This is a genomic window from Chryseobacterium salivictor (assembly GCF_004359195.1).
Lineage (GTDB): Bacteria > Bacteroidota > Bacteroidia > Flavobacteriales > Weeksellaceae > Kaistella > Kaistella salivictor.
In genome coordinates this window covers 2,589,771-2,609,640 of record NZ_CP037954.1, presented here as the reverse complement: position 1 = coordinate 2,609,640, position 19,870 = coordinate 2,589,771, and the positions used below count along the sequence as shown (strand labels likewise).

Annotated in this window: 12 protein-coding genes; 6 read left to right on the top strand and 6 right to left on the bottom strand. The window is 36.3% G+C overall.

All coding sequences use genetic code 11. The features are described from left to right. Positions 1–17: 17 nt before the first annotated feature. The 3 genes from NBC122_RS11850 (at position 18) to NBC122_RS11835 (ending at position 5,143) form a co-directional block, all read left to right on the top strand. Positions 18–2,423 carry an alpha/beta hydrolase family protein gene (locus NBC122_RS11850; protein WP_133440574.1) on the top strand — a complete coding sequence of 802 codons (2,406 nt, stop codon included), beginning with the start codon at positions 18–20 and terminating at the stop codon, positions 2,421–2,423. Between the two features lie 800 nt (positions 2,424–3,223). Further along, positions 3,224–3,736 (top strand): hypothetical protein, encoded by a 513-nt coding sequence (locus tag NBC122_RS11845; protein WP_133440573.1) that lies wholly within the window; start codon positions 3,224–3,226, stop codon positions 3,734–3,736. A gap of 225 nt (positions 3,737–3,961) precedes the next feature. Further along, positions 3,962–5,143, top strand: coding sequence for an acyl-CoA dehydrogenase family protein (locus tag NBC122_RS11835; protein ID WP_133440572.1), 1,182 nt, complete (start codon positions 3,962–3,964; stop codon positions 5,141–5,143). Between the two features lie 41 nt (positions 5,144–5,184). Here the strand turns inward: NBC122_RS11835 and NBC122_RS11830 are convergent, their stop codons facing one another. From NBC122_RS11830 to NBC122_RS11805, 6 genes are all read right to left on the bottom strand, one after another. After that, entirely contained in the window at positions 5,185–7,911 is a 2,727-nt protein-coding gene (locus NBC122_RS11830; protein WP_133440571.1) for a PD-(D/E)XK nuclease family protein, read from the bottom strand. Positions 7,912–8,206: 295 nt separating this feature from the next. Continuing rightward, positions 8,207–10,636 (bottom strand): TonB-dependent receptor plug domain-containing protein, encoded by a 2,430-nt coding sequence (locus NBC122_RS11825; protein ID WP_246012357.1) that lies wholly within the window; start codon positions 10,634–10,636, stop codon positions 8,207–8,209. A 34-nt stretch (positions 10,637–10,670) separates the two neighbouring features. Beyond that, positions 10,671–11,480, bottom strand: coding sequence for a 3-deoxy-8-phosphooctulonate synthase (gene kdsA / locus NBC122_RS11820; protein WP_133440570.1), 810 nt, complete (start codon positions 11,478–11,480; stop codon positions 10,671–10,673). A 128-nt stretch (positions 11,481–11,608) separates the two neighbouring features. Next, entirely contained in the window at positions 11,609–12,142 is a 534-nt protein-coding gene (locus tag NBC122_RS11815; RefSeq protein WP_133440569.1) for a DUF1697 domain-containing protein, read from the bottom strand. A gap of 10 nt (positions 12,143–12,152) precedes the next feature. Then, a complete protein-coding gene (locus tag NBC122_RS11810) occupies positions 12,153–13,142 on the bottom strand; it encodes an adenosine deaminase (RefSeq protein WP_133440568.1) in 990 nt (329 codons plus the stop codon). 30 nt (positions 13,143–13,172) lie between these two features. Further along, complete coding sequence (locus NBC122_RS11805; RefSeq protein ID WP_133440567.1) at positions 13,173–16,658, bottom strand: glycosyltransferase family 117 protein; 3,486 nt, start codon at positions 16,656–16,658, stop codon at positions 13,173–13,175. 226 nt (positions 16,659–16,884) lie between these two features. Here NBC122_RS11805 and NBC122_RS11800 point away from each other — a divergent pair, with 226 nt between their 5' ends. The 3 genes from NBC122_RS11800 to rnk all read left to right on the top strand — a co-directional run bounded on the left by NBC122_RS11800 (position 16,885) and on the right by rnk (position 19,783). Then, positions 16,885–17,922 carry a PLP-dependent cysteine synthase family protein gene (locus tag NBC122_RS11800; protein WP_133440566.1) on the top strand — a complete coding sequence of 346 codons (1,038 nt, stop codon included), beginning with the start codon at positions 16,885–16,887 and terminating at the stop codon, positions 17,920–17,922. Between the two features lie 100 nt (positions 17,923–18,022). Next, positions 18,023–19,297 (top strand): aminotransferase class I/II-fold pyridoxal phosphate-dependent enzyme, encoded by a 1,275-nt coding sequence (locus NBC122_RS11795; RefSeq protein ID WP_133440565.1) that lies wholly within the window; start codon positions 18,023–18,025, stop codon positions 19,295–19,297. A 75-nt stretch (positions 19,298–19,372) separates the two neighbouring features. Continuing rightward, positions 19,373–19,783: a nucleoside diphosphate kinase regulator gene (gene rnk / locus NBC122_RS11790; protein ID WP_133440564.1), complete on the top strand. Its 411-nt coding sequence runs from the start codon at positions 19,373–19,375 to the stop codon at positions 19,781–19,783. Positions 19,784–19,870 lie beyond the last annotated feature (87 nt).

Below are 19,870 nucleotides of genomic sequence, written 5' to 3'. Positions count from 1 at the left end.
TGAAAAAAAGAGTATTTATGAAAAAACGACTTACGGCAATTGCTTTACTTTTTGTAGTTTTTGCGAGTGCCCAGGAAAACATTACGTATCAAAAACCTTCTCCGGAAATTATGCAGTTAGCAGATTTCGAGCGTGCACCTTCTGTTTTTATGGACAGTAAAAGAGAACAGATGATTTTCTCTTATCGGGACACTTACAAATCCCTGGACGATTTGAGTCAGGATGAAATGAAACTGGCAGGATTAAGAGTGAATCCCATCACCAACATTTCGAGTACGATGACTTATGTGAACAATCTGAAAACACGTAAGCTAAAAGATAAAACGGAAGCACAGGTAAAAGGTTTGCCAGCGAACGCAAGAATCGCATATCTTTCTTTTTCACCAGACGAGAAGAAACTGGCTTTTACCAATACCACAAAAAATGCGGTTGAATTGTGGATTTTAGATCTTGCGACAAATACCGCAAAAAAGATTTCAAACCAACCCCTCAATGCAAACTTAGGAAATCCTTATGTATGGATGTCGGATTCACAAAACCTTTTGGTTAAACAAATTCCAAGCAATAGAAATGCATTAATCGATGAGAAACAGAATCTGCCAACCGGGCCTACGGTTTCTAATTCAGACGGGAAAGTTTCGCAAAACAGAACCTACCAGGATTTATTAAAAAATCCACAGGATGAAGCCAACTTCGAAACGCTGGCCAAATCTGATTTGGTAAAGATTTCTGTTAATGGAGATCAGCAGAAATTTAAAGATGCAGATATTTACACCTCTGTTAATTTCTCACCGGATGGGAACTATTTAATGCTGACAACGATTCAAAAACCGTATTCCTATATTGTTCCATTGAGCCGATTCCCAATGACTTCTACCGTTTATGACAAAAACGGAAATTTAGTAAAAGTAGTCAATGAAACTCCTTTGAATGAAATTATGCCGAAAGGTTTTTCATCGGTAAGAACTGGTAAAAGAAATATCAGCTGGAGAGCTGACCAACCATCAACATTGGTTTTTGCAGAAGCTTTAGACGGCGGTGATCAGGCAAAAAAAGTGGATTACCGGGATGAGCTTTTTGTTTGGGAAGCGCCATTTAACACCACCCCAAAATCGTTCTTCAAAACCCAGCAGAGATTCAGTGGTATCGATTGGTCAAATGGTAATATCGCTGTGGTTTCTGACAGCTGGTATGATACCCGAAACTCTAAAACTTATCTTATTAATCTAAAAGATAATTCATCTAAAATAATTGATGACAGAAATTATCAGGATGTTTACAGTGATCCCGGAAGTTTCGCTGAAACCAAAAATCAATTCGGCAGAAATGTAATTGATGTAAAAAATAATAAGGCCAATCTTATCGGATCAGGTTTTACCAAAGCTGGTCAGTTTCCTTTCATTGATGAACTGGATCTGGGAAAGATGTCTAAAAAGAGGGTTTATACTTCAAAATTAACCAAGTCGAAAGAAAGCATCGTTGATATTTTAGATGCCAAAAACGGTCAGGTATTAGTGGTAGAACAGTCGCCAAGTCAATATCCAAACTATTTTGTAAGAAACATTAAAAACGGTAAAGCAACTGCCGTTACTCATTTTGCCAATCCTTTTGAAAGCATTAAAAATGTATATAAAGAGGTAATTACCTACAAAAGAAATGATGGAGTAGAGTTGACCGGGACGCTTTATTTACCGGCAAACTATGACCGGAAAAACCATACGGAAAAATTGCCGCTTTTAATCTGGGCTTATCCCAGAGAATATGTGAGCAAAGATACTGCGGGACAAAATACCCAGAATCCAAATGATTTTACATTCCCAAGTTATGGCTCATTTATTTATTGGGTGACCAAAGGTTATGCGGTTTTAGATGACGCTTCTTTCCCGATTATTGGTGAAGGAAAAGCGGAACCTAACGATACATTTATTACGCAACTGGTTGCAGATGGTAGAGCAGCGATTGATGCCGTTGACAAATTAGGATATATCGACAGAACGAAAGTTGCTGTTGGCGGGCATTCTTACGGAGCGTTTATGACGGCCAATCTTTTGACCCATTCCAAAGATTATGCTTGTGGAATTGCAAGAAGTGGCGCTTATAACAGAACTTTGACACCATTTGGTTTCCAGAGCGAACAGAGAAATTACTGGGATGTACCCGAAATTTATAATACCATGTCGCCATTCATGCAAGCCGATAAGATGAAAACGCCGTTATTGCTTATTCATGGTGAAGCCGACAATAATCCGGGAACATTTACTTTGCAGACGGAAAGATATTTCCAGGCTTTGAAAAACTTAGGAGCGCCAGTAAGAATGGTTCTTTTACCGAAAGAATCTCATGGATACGCTGCCAAGGAAAATGTTTTGCATACGTTGTGGGAACAGGATCAGTTCTTAGAAAAATGTTTGAAAAACAAATAATATCGAAAAGAGTCTTCCAATTTGGGAGGCTCTTTTTTTATTCTATTTGAAAATTTACGGAAATGTTTCGTAGGGATTAAAAACATTCTGTATAAGAATATTTTTTTTTTTTTGAGCTTAGAACTAGAGATTGATCAATTCCTTAAAATAAAGGAAAATAGTGATTCCGGTGTTTTTACTTTATTACATGTTTGATTTTTACAAATGTTATTTAAATAAAGATTCCGAGATATCATAATCTAGCTCAATAAACAAATACAATTTAACATAATGTAAATTATAGGATATTTTATAAATCTTCATAATATCTTTTGTGCGGCCATTAAGGCGATTTTCCAACATATTTTTAGAATTCGAATTTTTAATAAATCCGAGCTCATCCCAAATGAAATTATACAGCCGATTCTCAGCGGTTAGAGAATTTCGAAGTAATTTTCATTTTTAACAACGAAACACTTCGGAGAATATTTAAATTTTTACAACTTTAATAAAATTAAAAAAAAATAGTTAATAAAAATTTAGAAAAATAAAGTTAAAATTTTGATAAGTTGGTTTTTCTTTTAATTGTAAAATTAATATTTAGTATAATCATCTCGATTCCGGTGAACGACCAAGGTGACATCTGAATAAAAGAGAAATCCAGTTAAATTAGTAAATAATGGGTATAAATAGTAATTATAAACTTCTTCTTCCTGATGATCTGTTATTATGTTCAGATTGAACTTGAATTTAACATAATATATTCACTTTAAATTAAAATTACTAAATTTATACCTAACAATTAATTAGAAAAATATCCTATGAAAAATCTATTTCTTTCTGCGCTTATGATGTTCACTATGTTAAGTTGTGAAAAAAAAACTGCTGATGTCGTAACTACTAACGAAACTCAAGATTCTTTGACTGTTATTCCCGAAACCAATGAACCTATCGAGTCCTCTACCCTACAAACCTGCTATATGACGGCAACTGGGAAGGATTCGCTCTTTGTTTCTCTGGAAGATAATCTGGGTACTATTACGGGAAAAATGCACTATAAAAATTTCGAAAAGGACAGTTCCATCGGTGACATTGTTGGTAATCAAAATGGGGATACTTTAAAACTGGTTTACACTTTTGAAGCGGAAGGAAAAACTTCTGACCGCGAAATCTATTTTCTTAAAAAAGAAGGAAATATCATCGAAGGAATCGGCGAGCAGAAAACAGACGGAAACAAATCGAATTATGTAAATCCTGCAAAACTTAGATATGAAGGATCTATTTTGAAGCCCGTAGACTGCACCGGTTTTGATAAAAAATTTAAAACGAAATAACGTTCGACTGAGTAATTTTTCGTTTTCCTGAAAATAGTTTAAAAGTCCTCCTTCTGAAATACCATGATTTAGACCTTTGGTCACTTCGTGACAAAGAGCCTGCATATATCGTTTCGTGACTAAAGAATAAGGGAATAAATTTATAATACAGTTAAAACGATAAATTTTCGGTAAATATTTCCTTAAAATTTTAAAATATCCTAAATTAGGACAAACTTAAATAATATGTCATACTATCCACTGAATTCCATTCCAGATTATTACGGAATTGACAGTTTACTTACTGAGGAACACTTACTTATCCGCCAATCTGTTCGCGATTGGGTGGAGAGTTTTGTAATGCCCAAAATTGATGAGGCAGCACAAAATCATACCGATATTCCAAACCTTATGAAAGAATTAGGGAAAATCGGAGCACTCGGTCCTTATATTCCGGAAGAATATGGCGGTTCCGGTTTAGATCAAATTTCCTACGGAATCATAATGCAGGAGCTTGAAAGAGGAGATTCTGCGGTTCGTTCAGCCGCTTCTGTTCAAAGTTCTTTGGTCATGTTTCCAATTAATGAATATGGTTCTGAGGAACAAAAAAAGAAATTTCTTCCGCAATTGGCCAATGGGGAAATGATTGGCGCTTTCGGGCTAACAGAACCCAATCACGGTTCCGATCCCAGTTCAATGGAAACTTATTTCGTAGACAAAGGTGATCATTATTTATTAAACGGCGCAAAAATGTGGATTACCAACGCGCCACTCTGTGATATCGCTGTAGTATGGGCAAAAAATGAAGAAGGAAAAGTTCAGGGTTTAATTGTAGAAAGAGGTTTTGAAGGATTTACCACTCCGGAAACCCATAATAAATGGTCGCTCCGGGCATCGAAAACCGGAGAACTGGTTTTTGATAATGTGAAGGTTCCTAAAGAAAATATATTTCCGAAAGTCACTGGTTTGAAAGGACCTTTATCCTGTTTAAATTCTGCACGGTACGGAATTTCCTGGGGGGTAATCGGCGCAGCCATCGACTGTTACTGCACGGCAGTTCAGTATTCAAAAGAAAGAACACAATTTGGAAAACCAATTGCAGGATTTCAATTACAACAGAAAAAGTTAGCCGAATTCTTAACCGAAATTACCAAAGCACAATTGCTTTGTCTTCAGTTAGGAAATTTAAAAAATGCTCATAAAGCAACGCCGGCACAGATTTCAATGGCGAAAAGAAACAACGTGAAAATGGCAATCGACATTGCCAGAGAATCCCGACAGATTCTTGGCGGAATGGGAATTATGGGAGAATTCCCGATGATGCGTCATGCAGCGAATTTAGAATCCGTCATCACTTACGAAGGAACCCACGATATTCATTTGCTGATCACCGGCATGGATATTACCGGAATTAACGCTTTCGGATAAAATAAAAAACCTTCAAGATTTTAAAACTTGAAGGTTTTTTTTTACCAACTGGTTTTCACTTCTTCTACAAAATCATTTTCAGGATTCAGAATTTCTGCAATCACGTTTTTAATCCAATTCATAGGACTTACCAATGATTGATTCGAAATCTCTTCCTCTCCATAAATCTGTAAATTCTGAACGCCTTTATTCGCTTCTGCGAAACTCCAGATTCCGCATTCTACAAAATTATCGGGATATTTTTTCTCATTTAAAACCGCATAAGCATAAACGCATAACTGCATCGCCTGTTTGAAATCATCTCTAAAAAACAACTGTTCGAGTTTTTCGGCTTCCTCTTCTTTTTTGGCTTCCTTAATGAGAAGATTTTTGGTTTTAGCGGTTTTGTAATCGATAATTCTTAACTTTCCGTTCAGTCGGTCGATTCGGTCGATAAATCCGTAAAAAGAAACTTTATCCGTTTTTTCTTCGTTTAAATAATAATCGATATTTTCAAAATTTCCTTCGACACTTAAAATTTCTAACGTATTTCCGTCTGCAATTAATTTTTTATCGACCTCCAAAATCGTCCGCACTACCCTTTCTGCAATTGATTTATGAATATAATTCATTCCTTTTTCATAGAAATCGGTCTGATGATTTAATTTAATAATCGCCTGATTCATTACTTCAAGTAATTGTTGATTTGAAAATTCTAAATCATTAGCAGCTAAAATTTTACCTAAATTTCTCTCATAAATAATTTGTAATGCATAATGCACGAGATTACCGTAACTTCTTTGGGAAAGTTCTTCTTCCATTTCGCTGGTTTCGCGGGTTCCCAAAATTTTGGTCAGATAAAAATCAACTGGATTATAAATAAATGAGGTAAGATGCGACGGTGAAACTCTCTTTTTCCATTCCTCTAATTTTTGAAGGACCGAAGAAGATTTTTCAATCTGAATCAACTGTTTGTTAATCGGCTCAGACGAATTTTCAATGATTATATTTTCAATTTGATGATGTTGATCTTCAATTTCTATCTGGGTAATAAAACGGCTTTTTTCACCCGTATTTACGCCGGAACTTAACGCATTAAAAAGCAGATGAACATTCTGAGAATCCTGTAACAACCGGTAAAAATGATACGCATAAATACTGTCATTTTCTAAAAAAGTATGCATATGAAAATGTTGGCGAACATCGAAAGGGAGATAGGTGTTTTGAGAATTTCCAAGAGGGAGTTTTCCTTCGTTGGTAGAAAGCAGAATAATATTTTCAAAATTCAATAACCGGGTTTCCAAAAGTCCCATTACCTGCAGTCCTTGAAGTGGTTCTCCCTGAAAATCAATCGTTTCCGAACTCACCAGTTGATTAATTAAAACTTCCAGTGTTTCCATTTTTATTTCAAATGAATAAGGCGAAAGTTGATTTTTAATAATTTTAAAACTTTTCTCGAAATGGGAAATATTTTCATACAAAATATCATCTAAATCCCTGAACTTGAATTGATAACAATACGCAATTAATTCATCGATGAACTGATTGACCGAACTTGGTTTTTCAAATAAATTAAAATAGGAAAGTTCTGATAAAAATTCTTTAAACTGCTTTTTGGAAATATAAACGATATTTCTTTCTTCAATTTTTGCTTTAAAATCCAAAATGATCTGCTGATCAATTTCTTCATTCGGAAGTTCTTCCAAAACCGATAAAACATCATTGTAATAATAAGAAGAATCTTTTTTCTCCAGCTGTTTTTGCAGGTAAAAAAGCTGTTTCATGGCATTGCTGAAACCAAGATTTTTCAGCGGGAATCCCATCGTAATATTCAGATGTTGTACGCTGCTCATGGCATCTAAACAAGTTGAAAGCAGATTTTCATCCAATAAAACAACGGCGGTTTTTGATGAATTTTCATCGTTGATTTCCGCGAAAATTTCCGGCAAAACTTTCGCCTGCGTTATATTTCCCGAAACTTCGTACACTTTGATATTTTTCGGCTGTGCAAAATCATTTTCAATCCAGTTGAAATTTCTGCTTTCATTAAATTCCTTCCAGGTTTTGATGATTCTTAAAAACTTTCCGGCTTCCTGTCTTTCATCATTGATATAATATTCATCTGCCTGAAAAAAACATTGCGCTTTATCCCACTGCATCAGGTTTCTTACTAATTTTTCTTCTACCGGTGTAAATGCATTAAAGCCACAAAAGACAAATTTACCTTCTGTTTTTTGCGCATATTCTTTAATTTTATTTTTGGCCGTTTCGTGAATCATTCCTGAAGTTGCCCAATTTTTTTCGTTAAGCTTTTGCTTTAATAATGGTAAAAACAAATTCATTTTTTGCCAGAAATTAAGGAACTTCCGTAAAGATCCATCTTCGCGAACTTCTAAATTTTCAGACCAATTTTTTATCTGTTCATCATCAAACATATATTCTAAAACCGCTTTGTCGGAATCCGAAAATTTCAGAATATCATCCCAATCTTTTACAATGGTCGGAAACCATTTCAAGAAATTCGCAAAATCTTCAGACGGCTGAACCTGCCGATACACTCCAAAAGAAAAAAGCCACAAAGCGATTCCCTGAACCGGTTGTTTGTCTGCAATTTCTTTAATCAAATCTTCGATTGTAAAAAAGTTCGGCAACATTCCCGAATAGTGTTTTTCTTTCAGTATTTTTTTGATGAAAACCACAGGTCTTTTACCGGGAAGAATAATATTAAATGCCGACAAATCAACATTTTGTGTTAAAAGTTCGGTAATGATTTTATTTAAAAATTTCATGAATGGTGTTCTTAATGGTATCTTTACTCTAATTGGAGTTAAGAAAATGAAAAATAAGGAAAATCCGACAAAAAAGCATCAAGAAATTAAATTCTTAATGCTTTTTATTAAAACGGTCGAGAATCGATGAGCCGAATTTATTTAACTTTAATGGTTTTTTCAATCCAGATATTTTCTCCGGCGGCATTCTTACGGTTCCAAAATTTGAAAACGTAATTTACGGGTTGTTGTGGTTGCAAATTAATTTGTTCAATACGAATACTTCTTCATTACAAGTGGCTTTAGTTTGACATTTTTAAAGTTTAAACTCCAGCTTTACATTAAAAAATCTTCCTGTCAAACGTACGGGAACCGGATAATTGTAACCGGAGTTCACATCATTTACCCATTGGTTTGCAACGGTATTGCTGATGTTGAAGGCATTGAAAATCTGAACACCCAACGTCAATTCTTTGAAATTGCCCCAGAAACCGCCATTTACTTTATTATCTTTTTGGTCGATGAAAACTTTAGATAAACCAATATCCACTCTTTTGTAAGAAGGCAAAGTTCTTTGGTATTTGTAAGGTGCTTCGAAATCCGGTTTTCCGTTTTGATCCAGAGAAATAGGTGTTCCGGATGGAAGTCCGTTGGCGTAAACCAAAGTTAAGTTGACTCTCATCGACGGGAACTTCGGCATATAATCCTGGTAAAACATCGAGAATCTGAAACGGGGATCCGTTGGTCTTGGAATATAACCTCTGCCATCAATATTTTCGTAAACTCTGGAATAACTCGCAGAAACCCAGGAATCAATACCCGGAACAAATTCACCGAATAATCTGGTATCAATACCGTAAGCATAACCTTCTGAATTATTTAAGCCGGAATATCTGATTCTGACATTGTCTAAATAATAAGGAATCAGATGATCCATTTTCTTATAATACAATTCGGTCGTTAATTTAAACGGGCGTTCAGACATGTTAAATTCGTAATCGTTTTTTAAAATCACCTGCATCGAACGTTGTGACTTTATATTTGGATTAAAGTTACCATCAACATCTTTAATCTCTTTATAGAAAGGCGCCTGGTAATAAACTCCTCCGGAAACGGTGAACAGCATATCCATATCCCAGTTTGGTTTAATGGCAATTTGTCCACGTGGAGAAATAATCGTTTCATCATTAAAATCCCAGTGAGAAGCACGAATTCCGGCGTTCACGAAAATGCGGTTTTCACCCCAGTAGAATTTTCTGGAATATTGCGCATAACCGGAAAGTCGCGTTGGTTCAATATGATTCGCACCGGAAATGCTGTACCGCAAACGAAGTTGAGACGGATCCAAAGTTCCGGGATCTGCATAATTTCTTGGCGTGCTGTAACCCAATGAATCAACCAACTGCCATTCATTGGTAAAGTCTCTTAAATTTTCTTTTTCGAATTTCAAACCGACTTCAAAATCAGTATTAACGTCCGGTGAAAATTTCGCTTTCAATTGCGCACCGTATGTTTTCACCAATAAATCATTTCGGGCATGATCGATTTGACCACCGACATCGTAAGAAGCAACCGGCGCACCAGAAACAGGATCAAAAGTCTGCAACATATAAGCAGAAGCAATCGAATAATATTCTCTCTCCCGGTTTTGGTAGGCGAAATTATCTAAGGTAAAAGCCCATTTTTTATTGGGTTTAAAATTAATGGAAGCCGTTCCCATCATGTTCTTGTACTTATCGTCTTCTTTACCATTGTAGAAAACGCTCAGCTTCAAAGGCATCTGCAAAGTTCCGAAATCAACTTCCTTTACTTTGGGAATCATTTCGTAATCATTTTTACTCCAGTAACCGATGAAGGAAAATCCCCATTTATCATTTAATTTATAATTGATATACGTCTGGAAATCCATGTACTGTGGATTGAAATCGGTGTCTTCATTCAAAGTATTCAAAACCAAATTGGTATTTCTATACCTTCCTGAAATCATGGCAGACAATTTTTTATCCTTTGATGCAAAACCGGTCGTAAGTCTTCCTCCAATTAAACTCGCTTCACCGGAAAGTTCAAATTTCGTGGGTTGACGGTAATAAATATTTAAAGCAGAAGACATTTTATCTCCGTATTTTGCCTCGAATCCACCGGCAGAAAAGTTAATGGCCTGAACCATATCCGGATTAATAATACTGAGTCCCTCCTGCAAAGAATTTCGGATTAAAAACGGGCGGTAAATTTCAATATCATTAATGTAAATCAGGTTTTCATCGTAATTTCCACCTCTTACCATATATTGTGACGAAAGTTCGGTGTTTGAATTTACGGAAGGTAAAGTTTTCAAAAGTCCTTCTACACCGCCGGAAAGTGAAGCCACTTGCTGTGCTTCCTTTGAAGAAATTTCTATCGAAGTTAAATCCGTGATTTTTGGTTTCCCTTTTTTCTGAAATACCACTTCCTGAATTTCGGTTTCCCGCTCGGTTTTTACAAACAAAACATTGACGTTTTGAACTTTCGGATTGATTTTAATATTTTTATTAAAACCTCTGAAACTTGCTTTTTGAACGGATAAAGACTGCTCAGAATCTGCAATGGGAATTTTTACAAAACCATTATTATCGGTCGTAAAATTCTGATTGTTATAAGAAATATAGGCTTCAGAAACTGGTTTGCCATTTTCGTCCAGAACTTTAATGTTTATTTGCGAATAAGCGCAAACCGGCATTACCAGTAATAGGAATAGAATTTTTTTCAAGGTAAAACATTTAGATTTTAAAGATAACAAAAAATTACAGAATGGCTTCCCGGACGCGTGTTAATTTCTGTAGTAATTCCTCGAGTTTATCGAGACGTAGCATATTTGCGCCGTCAGAAAGTGCAACACTTGGATCGGGATGTGTTTCAATGAAAAGTCCGTCTGCGCCAACTGCGATTCCTGCTTTTGCAATGGTTTCAATTAACTCGGGTCTTCCGCCGGTGACGCCGGAACTTTGATTCGGTTGTTGTAATGAATGGGTGACATCTAAAATCACGGGAGCGTAATTTCTCATCGTTGGAATTCCTCTGAAATCAACGACTAAATCGGTATAGCCAAAAGAATTTCCTCTTTCAATAATTGCTGTTTTTGGATTCCCCGAATCGTTTACTTTCTGTACCGCAAACTGCATGGATTCTGGAGAAAGGAACTGTCCTTTTTTCAGACTAACACATTTTCCTGTTTTTGCGGCGGCGATTAATAAGTCGGTCTGACGAACTAAAAAGGCTGGGATTTGCAAAACATCAACATATTGGGCTGCCAAAGCTGCATGGTCATTTTCATGAATATCGGTCGTGGTTGGAATATTGAAAGTCTCTCCTACTTTTCTGAGGATTTCCAAAGATTTTTCTTCACCGATTGTGGTGAAAGAATCTACTCTGCTTCGGTTTGCTTTTTTGAAACTTCCTTTGAAAATATATGGAATCTCATATTTATTGGTCATTTCCACAATTTTCTCAGCGATATTCAAAGCCATTTCTTCACCTTCAATAATGCAGGGACCTGCAATCAGGAAAAAGTTTTTAGAATTTTTGTGATGGATGTTATCTAAGTATTGAATCATTGATTTCTGGTTAAAATTAAAGTTGAATTAAAGATAACAAAAATACGGATTTTTTTGAGCAAATGATTTTTATGTTTGGAAAGTTAAAACACTTTAAACACAAATGACACTGATGCAAAAAATAAATTTTAATTATACTGGAACTTCTTTACTATTTTTTCAATCGTATTCAAATTCCTGGAAGTCATTTTTTCTTTCATGGATTTTTTGCCTAAAATTTTTCCGAAGTTGGAATCTAAAGTATATCCTTTCGAAATTTGCCAGTAAAAAGTTTGATCGACAATTGCTCCTTTTTCGTTCTCGGATTTTATAGAATCATTGAACTCTTGTAAAAGCAAATCTTCAATACCTTCTATTCCGATAAAAATATAAATGTGGGAATCATCTGATTTTGCAAATGGATTCTCAGCAAAAATTTCAGCGACTTCATTTTCGGTTTTAAGGAAAAGAAAAGCTTCATAATGGAAATAGTCTGACAGCGCTTTTTCTAAAATTATTTTTAATTCAGACCGGTTGATGGCGGATGAAAACAAAATATTTCCCGTGGCTAAAACGGAAGATACTTCTTTCATTCCGACCTCAGAAAATATTTTGCAGACTTCTGCCATTTTCATGGAAGTTCCGTTAACATTCACTCCTCGGAGAAAAGCGCAATATCTCAATTGATTAATTTTAAAGTTGCGCGAGGAATTTTTCTTTCATTTCCTCCGGCAAAAAGGAATATTGAAAGGAATTGCGGACCAACTGTTTCACCTGTTCCAACGATAAATCGAGCGCCTCGATACAGCTGATGTAATTTTGCGTAAGATATCCGCCGAAATATGCGGGATCGTCAGAATTTACGGTTACCTGTAAACCTAAATCCAACATCTTTTTTAACGGATGATTTTTGATGTCATCTACATTTCTAAGTGCGGTATTCGACAGCGGACAAACCGTTAAAGCCATTTTCTCTTCAACGAGCCTTTCCACCAATTTTGGGTCTGTCAGACAATTGTTTCCGTGATCGATTCTGGCGACTTTTAATAAATCCAATGCTTCGCAAATGTATTCTGCCGGACCTTCTTCACCTGCATGCGCAACAGGAATATAACCTTCTTTCACTGAAGCTTCAAAAACTTTCCGGAATTTGGAAGGTGGATTTCCTTTTTCTGAAGAATCCAGACCGACGGATTTTATGAGGTGTCTGAACGGAAGCGATTGCTGAAGTGTTTCGAAGGCATCTTCTTCGGATAAATGGCGCAGATAACTCATTATTAATAAAGAAGAAATCCCGTATTGTCTTTCTGCATCTTCTCTGGCGCGCTGGATTCCATTAATAACGGTGGAAAATGCCACGCCTCTTTTGGTATGGGTTTGCGGATCGAACATGATTTCGGTATGCACGATATTTTCTTCGGCGCAATGTTTAAAATAAGCCATCGTCAAATCATAAAAATCCTGTTCGTGGATGAGAACATTTGCTCCGGCATAATAAATATCCAGGAAATCCTGTAAGTTCCCAAATTGGTAAGCTTTCTTTAATTCTCCGATACTTGAATACGGAATTTCGATCTTATTTCTCTGCGCGATTTCAAACATTAATTCCGGTTCGAAACTGCCTTCAATGTGAAGATGTAATTCTGCTTTCGGAACTTTTTTGATATATTCTAATGCGTTCATTTTGACAATAATTTAGGGTTGAGATTCCGTTTACTGGGTCGCTTTCATAACAGCAGCGGTAATTTGCGCTTCTTTTTCTTTGGCATAAGTGGAATCGTACGGTTTCATCAGATCAAACAAATACGTATAAAATGGAGTGATTTTCTGTACTTTTTCCGATTCATTATAGGCTTTTTCTTTACCCATAATCTGCAGATCTTTAACAAAATTATTGAATTTTTTATCAATAGGTTCAATTGATTTTACCAAATAATCATACCCTTTTTCTTTTTGACCGATTTTAGTATAAGCGTCTGAAACTGCTCCGACGACCAGGGAATATTCCATCGGCTTGGTTCTCATCTGCCGGCTGACAAAACGCTGTTCTTTATCTGACAAATTGGTGTAATAATCATATTCTGTAAAGATTCCTTTTTTCAGCTCTTCAGCTAAAGCCAATCCTTTTTGTTCCTGTCCGGCAACGATATATCCGTAAACCATCGAACTTAATGAACGCGGATCATTGTATTTCGCCACCGGAATTTCTCTGGACGCCAAATCCAATATCTCTACTGCTTTTGCTTTTTGTCCGGAAAGTGCCAACGCTTCTGCTGCACGGCTGGCGGAACTTCTATAACTCACAATATTCTGGGTACAGGTTTCATCAAAATGAACTTTCAAATTCTTGAAATTACCCCATTTGTAATTTTTAACAATGTTGTAAAGAGAGTTGGCATCTACTCTGCCCATTTCGCCGTCTTCCCGTTCCATTGTTTTAATTGGCACCAACCGGTAACTGAATCCGTCGTACTGTAAGTAATCCCCTAAAAAGAAAAGATTTTCCGGATCGTAAATTCCGCCTGAAGAGAAATTAATCGGACGTTTCCAGTCGAAGTTTGCTAAGATATCCATCAACAGCAAATTGTTTTTGAACATGCTGGTTTTCTTGTAATCGATGGTAATCTGATCAACCGCTTGCCCTAAATCTTTCTGCTCTATCGTTCCGGCTTTTAAAGCATTTGCTTTGTTTACGGGTAAAATGAATTTTGAAACCGGCAAGAAATTAAATTTCTCAAATTTAGCTTCACCGAAAATCATTTTTAAAATTTGATCTTTATCGTCAGATTTCATTTTAATAAAGTTGACGGCTTCTTTTAAAGACATCGAATCTTGGGTCAGATATTTTCTGAACTCAGGGAAAACGTCATCCGGTGCACCTTGCTCTTTCATATTGGCAAAGATATTTTCCCAGTCTTTTTTGTTCATCAAAAAGATCTGATCATTCGTGCCGTCCCGGTAATCTTCATGCGTAAATACTGAAGGAACCGGCATTGAATTGTAGGTTCTTCTCTTCACCTGATCGATATTCCAGGGCGTTGAAAGCAAAGTGAAATTCACTACTTTCACATCATCCCGAAGTCCGGAAGTTTCCTGCATTCCCCAAATCGGATAAGTGTCATTATCTCCATAAACAAAGAGAATATCATTTTTCGGTAACGATTTTAAAGTCGAATAGGCGTAGTCATAAGCGGAATACCGCTGACTTCTGTCGTGTACATTGTAATTCTGGAAGCCCATCATCAGAGGAATTCCCATTAAAATAACGCCGGCACCGATATTTAAAGTATTAGATTTTACTTTTTCCTGCAAATACCAAAGTAGGGCTCCAGCTCCCAGTCCGATCCAAATTGCAAAAGCATAGAAAGAACCCACCATCGCATAATCTCTTTCGCGAACTTCAAAAGGTTTCACACCGGTATAGAAAATAATTCCGACGCTGGTAATAATAAATAAGGACAGGATCGCATAGAATCTGCCGAAATCACGGTTCAGTTGGAAAAAGAAACCAATTAATCCCAAAATAAGCGGTAAGAAGAAGAATCCAACAGTACTTTCATTTTTGAATTTTGCAGGCATCTGGCTTTGGTCACCATACATGGCATTATCGATGAATGGAATCCCGGAAATCCAGTTTCCACGGTTATTTTCCATATTTCCTTCGAGGTCATTTTGTCTTCCGACGAAGTTCCACATGAGATATCTTACAAAATAATATCCGTTTTGGAAGGTGAAGAAATAATTTAAATTCTGTCCTAAAGAAGGCCTTTGCACATTGATTAAATTATAAGGTTTTACCTGTAAATAATCTGCAGCTTTGATACTTCCATCTTCGTACTTTTTTCTTAAATCATCAAAAATTTTGTGCGCTTCCGGATTGTCTGCCACATCTTCATTGCCATAATTAAAGGTGAAATCGGGCGCCCCATACATGGAGATATAGTTTTCCATCACCGTTTTATCTTCATTGAACATCCGTGGTAAAAAACTCACCTGATCCGGACTGAATACATAATTAAAACGCTCTCCTACCTTTCGGTACGTTCCGGTTTTTTCATCCTTTTCGTAGGCATCTCCCGTTTTTTTCGTTTTAAAGCTTCCATCTTCATTTTTCTGAATTCCGTTCGCATCCAAATAAGCCGTATAATTTTGACCGTAAGAAGTTGGCCAGTCACCATATTGCTCCCGGTTATAATAATCAAGCATGCCGATTGCGGTGTCAGGATCATTAAGATTCATTGGTGGATTTGCATTGGCTCTGATTGGAATAACCATCCAACATGAAAAACCGATCATCATATAAATTACAGAAAGAACGATGGTCTGATAAAGGCTTTTCTTTGCTTTTCGGGCGTATTTAAGAGCGAAAACGAAAATTGATATTAAAATAATAAAGGCAACAATGGTTCCTGAGTGGAAGGGAAGACCGATTCCATTTACTGCGAAAATCTCTAACTTACCGAACAAAGTCATGATTAAAGGGAAGATTCCTTTAAATACCGTTGCCAGAATAAACAGCGTTATTACATTAGCCCAAAGGAAACTTTTCCAGCTAAATTCATAATTCCGGGCATAGTAAATAAAGCAAACCGCTGGAATCACAAGCATACACATCATGTGAACTCCTACTGATAAACCGGTTACAAAGAATATTAAAATAATCCAACGTTCATTATCAGTCTCTAAATACTCATTTTCCCATTTCGTTATTAACCATAACAAAAGTGCGATAAACATTGATGCCATCGAATAAACTTCTCCTTCTACAGCAGAAAACCAGAACGTATCTGAAAAGGTAAAACACAGAGCGCCGATCACTCCGGCAAACAGAATGGATATTTCCTGATGTTTTGTAATATCATTAAAATCTTTGTGTAGCAATCTTCGAACAAGATGCGTAATGGTCCAAAAGAGGAACAGTATTGTAAATGCGCTGAATAAAGCAGACATTGCATTGATAACAACCGAATAATGTTCACCGTTACCAAAAGCAAATACTGCAAAAACGGCCCCAACCAATTGGAAAAGTGCTGCTCCGGGAGCGTGGGTTACTTCCAGCTTTACCGCTGAAGAAATATACTCGCCACAGTCCCAGAAACTGAAATTCGGTTCGATGGTTGATAAATAAGTAAAAAATGCAATGCCGAATACTACCCATCCTAATAGCGTATTCCACTGTTTAAAAGACCAATTTTTCATATTAAATTTTCAATATTGCGAAAATAAGGTTTTTAACTTATTATCCATTGATTTTAACAAAATTTAAGCAATTGGCTTGATTTTTGAAAAATTGCAGATCGCAGAATTATAGATTATTAAAGTGATATTTCTCATACATTGAAATACAAACATGGGTTTTAATTGTTGACTTATTAATTTTTTAGTATTTTTGCACACGGTTTTAATAGACTAAAATGACTAAATAATGACTAATGTTCACGATAACATTCTGGGCTTAATTGGGAATACTCCTTTGGTGAAACTAAATGAAGTTACAAAAGAGATTCCCGCCACAGTATATGCTAAATTAGAATCTTTTAATCCCGGCCATTCTACAAAGGACAGAATTGCAATTCATATCATTGAAGCTGCTGAGAGAAAAGGCTTGTTAAAACCCGGTTCAACCGTGGTAGAAACAACTTCCGGAAATACCGGTTTCTCAATTGCCATGGTTTGTATTATCAAAGGCTATCATTGTATTCTTGCCGTAAGTGATAAAACAAAAAAAGAAAAAATCGCCTATCTGAAAGCTTTGGGTGCGACGGTTTATATTTGCCCCGCAAATGTAGCGGCAGATGATCCCAGATCTTATTACGAAGTTGCGAAAAGAGTAGCTTCTGAAACGCCCGATTCTATATATATCAATCAGTACTTTAACGAGTTAAATATTGACGCACATTACCGGACAACTGGTCCCGAAATTTGGGAACAGACAGAAGGTAAAATTACTCACCTGATTGCCTGTACAGGAACTGGAGGAACTTTATCAGGTTCTGCAAAATTTTTAAAGGAAAAAAATCCTGCCATTAAAGTGATTGGCGTTGATGCATCGGGATCTATTCTGAAAAGTTATCATGAAACCGGCGAAATTCATAAAGAAGATATTCATCCTTACCAGATAGAGGGAATGGGGAAAAACCTGATCCCATCTGCTTTATTATTTGACAAGATCGATGAATTCGTTCGCGTAAATGATGAAATGGCGGCTTACAGAACCCGCGAGATTGCTTTGAAGGAAGCGATTATGGGCGGTTATACTACAGGCGCAGTGACACAGGGACTTTTGCAGTATGCAAATTCTCATGAATTCACAAAAGATGATTTAGTGGTGGTCATATTCCCCGATCACGGTTCCAGATATATCACTAAAGTCTACAGCGACGAATGGATGGCAGAACAGGGATTCGTTAATAATGGAGTCCATAATTATGACGAAGTTTACAAAACAGAACTGATAAAATAATAAAAAACCAAAAATAGCGAATAAACCTTTTTGTAGTAAGCAAAAGGTTTTTTTAGTTTAATTTAATTAACTTTGAGTATTTAAAAACAATAAAATAATAATGAAAGATATTTTTGATCGCCTTAGAGAAAACCCAGGTCCCTTAGGACAATTTGCAGATTACGCCGAGGGTTATTTTGTTTTCCCAAAACTAGAAGGTCCGATCGGCCCAAGAATGAAATTTCAAGGAAGAGAAGTCATTTTTTGGAGCGCTAATGATTACTTAGGTCTTTGTAACCATCCAGAAGTTTTAGAAGCTGATGCGAAAGCTGCCGCTGAATACGGAATGTTTTATCCGATGGGAGCGAGAGCAATGTCTGGTGAAACAGATCAACATCAACAATTAGAAAGAGAATTAGCAGAATTCGTAGAAAAGGAATCTGCCTATTTATTAAATTTCGGTTATCAGGGAATGGTTTCTACCATTGATGCTTTAGTCGGAAGACATGATGTTATCGTATATGATGCAGATTCACATGCTTGTATCGTTGATGGAGTACGTCTTCACATGGGTAAAAGCTTTACTTATAAGCATAATGATATTGCGAGTTTAGAAAAAAATCTTATCAGAGCAACTAAAGTGGCACAGGAGCAAGGCGGTGGAATTTTAGTGATTACTGAAGGTGTTTTCGGAATGCGCGGAATGCAGGGAAAAATCAAAGAAATCTGTGATTTAAAATCAAAATTCGATTTCCGGTTATTGGTTGATGATGCGCACGGATTTGGAACTTTAGGAAAAACAGGTGCCGGTGCCGGTGAAGAGCAAGGTTGCCAAGATCAGATCGATGTGTACTTCTCTACTTTTGCTAAATCAATGGCAGGTTTCGGAGCATTTATCGCAGCAGATAAAGATATCATCAGAATTCTAAAATATAATTTGCGGTCACAGGTTTTTGCAAAATCTTTAACAATGCCAATGGTTATCGGAGGTTTGAAAAGATTGGACTTATTACGCTCAAGACCGGAAATCAAAGCAAAGCTTTGGGAAAACGTTCGTAAATTACAAAATGGTTTACTGGAAAGAGGATTCAATCTGGGAGGATCTAATACCTGTGTAACTCCAGTGATGATGGAAGGTTCAACGGTAGAAGCTACCCTACTTTCCAGAGATTTACGCGAGAATTTCGGGATTTTCACTTCTGTCGTAATTTATCCGGTGATTCCAAAAGGAATGATTTTATTAAGATTAATTCCAACCGCTTCCCACACCGATTCAGAAATTAATGAAACACTGGCGGCATTTGAAGCGATTCATGAGAAATTAGTTTCGGGCTTTTACAAAGAGCAGGAGCAAAAACTGTTGGAGGAAAAACAACTTCAATTTAAAGAATCATAAAATTTTTCAAAATATATTTTTATATAGACCGTTTGAAAAATTCAGGCGGTTTTTTATGATATACCCATTAAAAACATGAGTCAAGTTATAATTACCAAGCAGGATTTTAATAAAATCCACAGATCGATTACTGACGCTAAAGCGAAGAACAGCATCAAAAAAGAAGAAGCCGAGAAACTACTCGCAGAACTGAAATCTGCAAAAATTGTAGAACAGGACAAAATTGAACCCGATGTTGTAACGATGAATTCTATTGTGAAAATTCACTTTCAGAATAATAAAACGACCATGGAATTTCAACTGGTTTATCCCGCTGATGCCAATATTAAGGAACGTAAAATCTCCATCTTTTCGTCGGTTGCTTCGGCATTGATCGGCTACCGTGTTGGTGACGAAATCGACTGGCTGATTCCGTCCGGAATGACCAAAATTGTTATTGATGAAGTAATTTATCAGCCAGAATCTGCCGGAGATTTTGATTTGTAATTGATATTAAAAATTAATGAACTAAAAAACCGTTAGAATGATCTGGCGGTTTTTTCAAAATAAAATCAATGGCCGTAATTCCAAAGA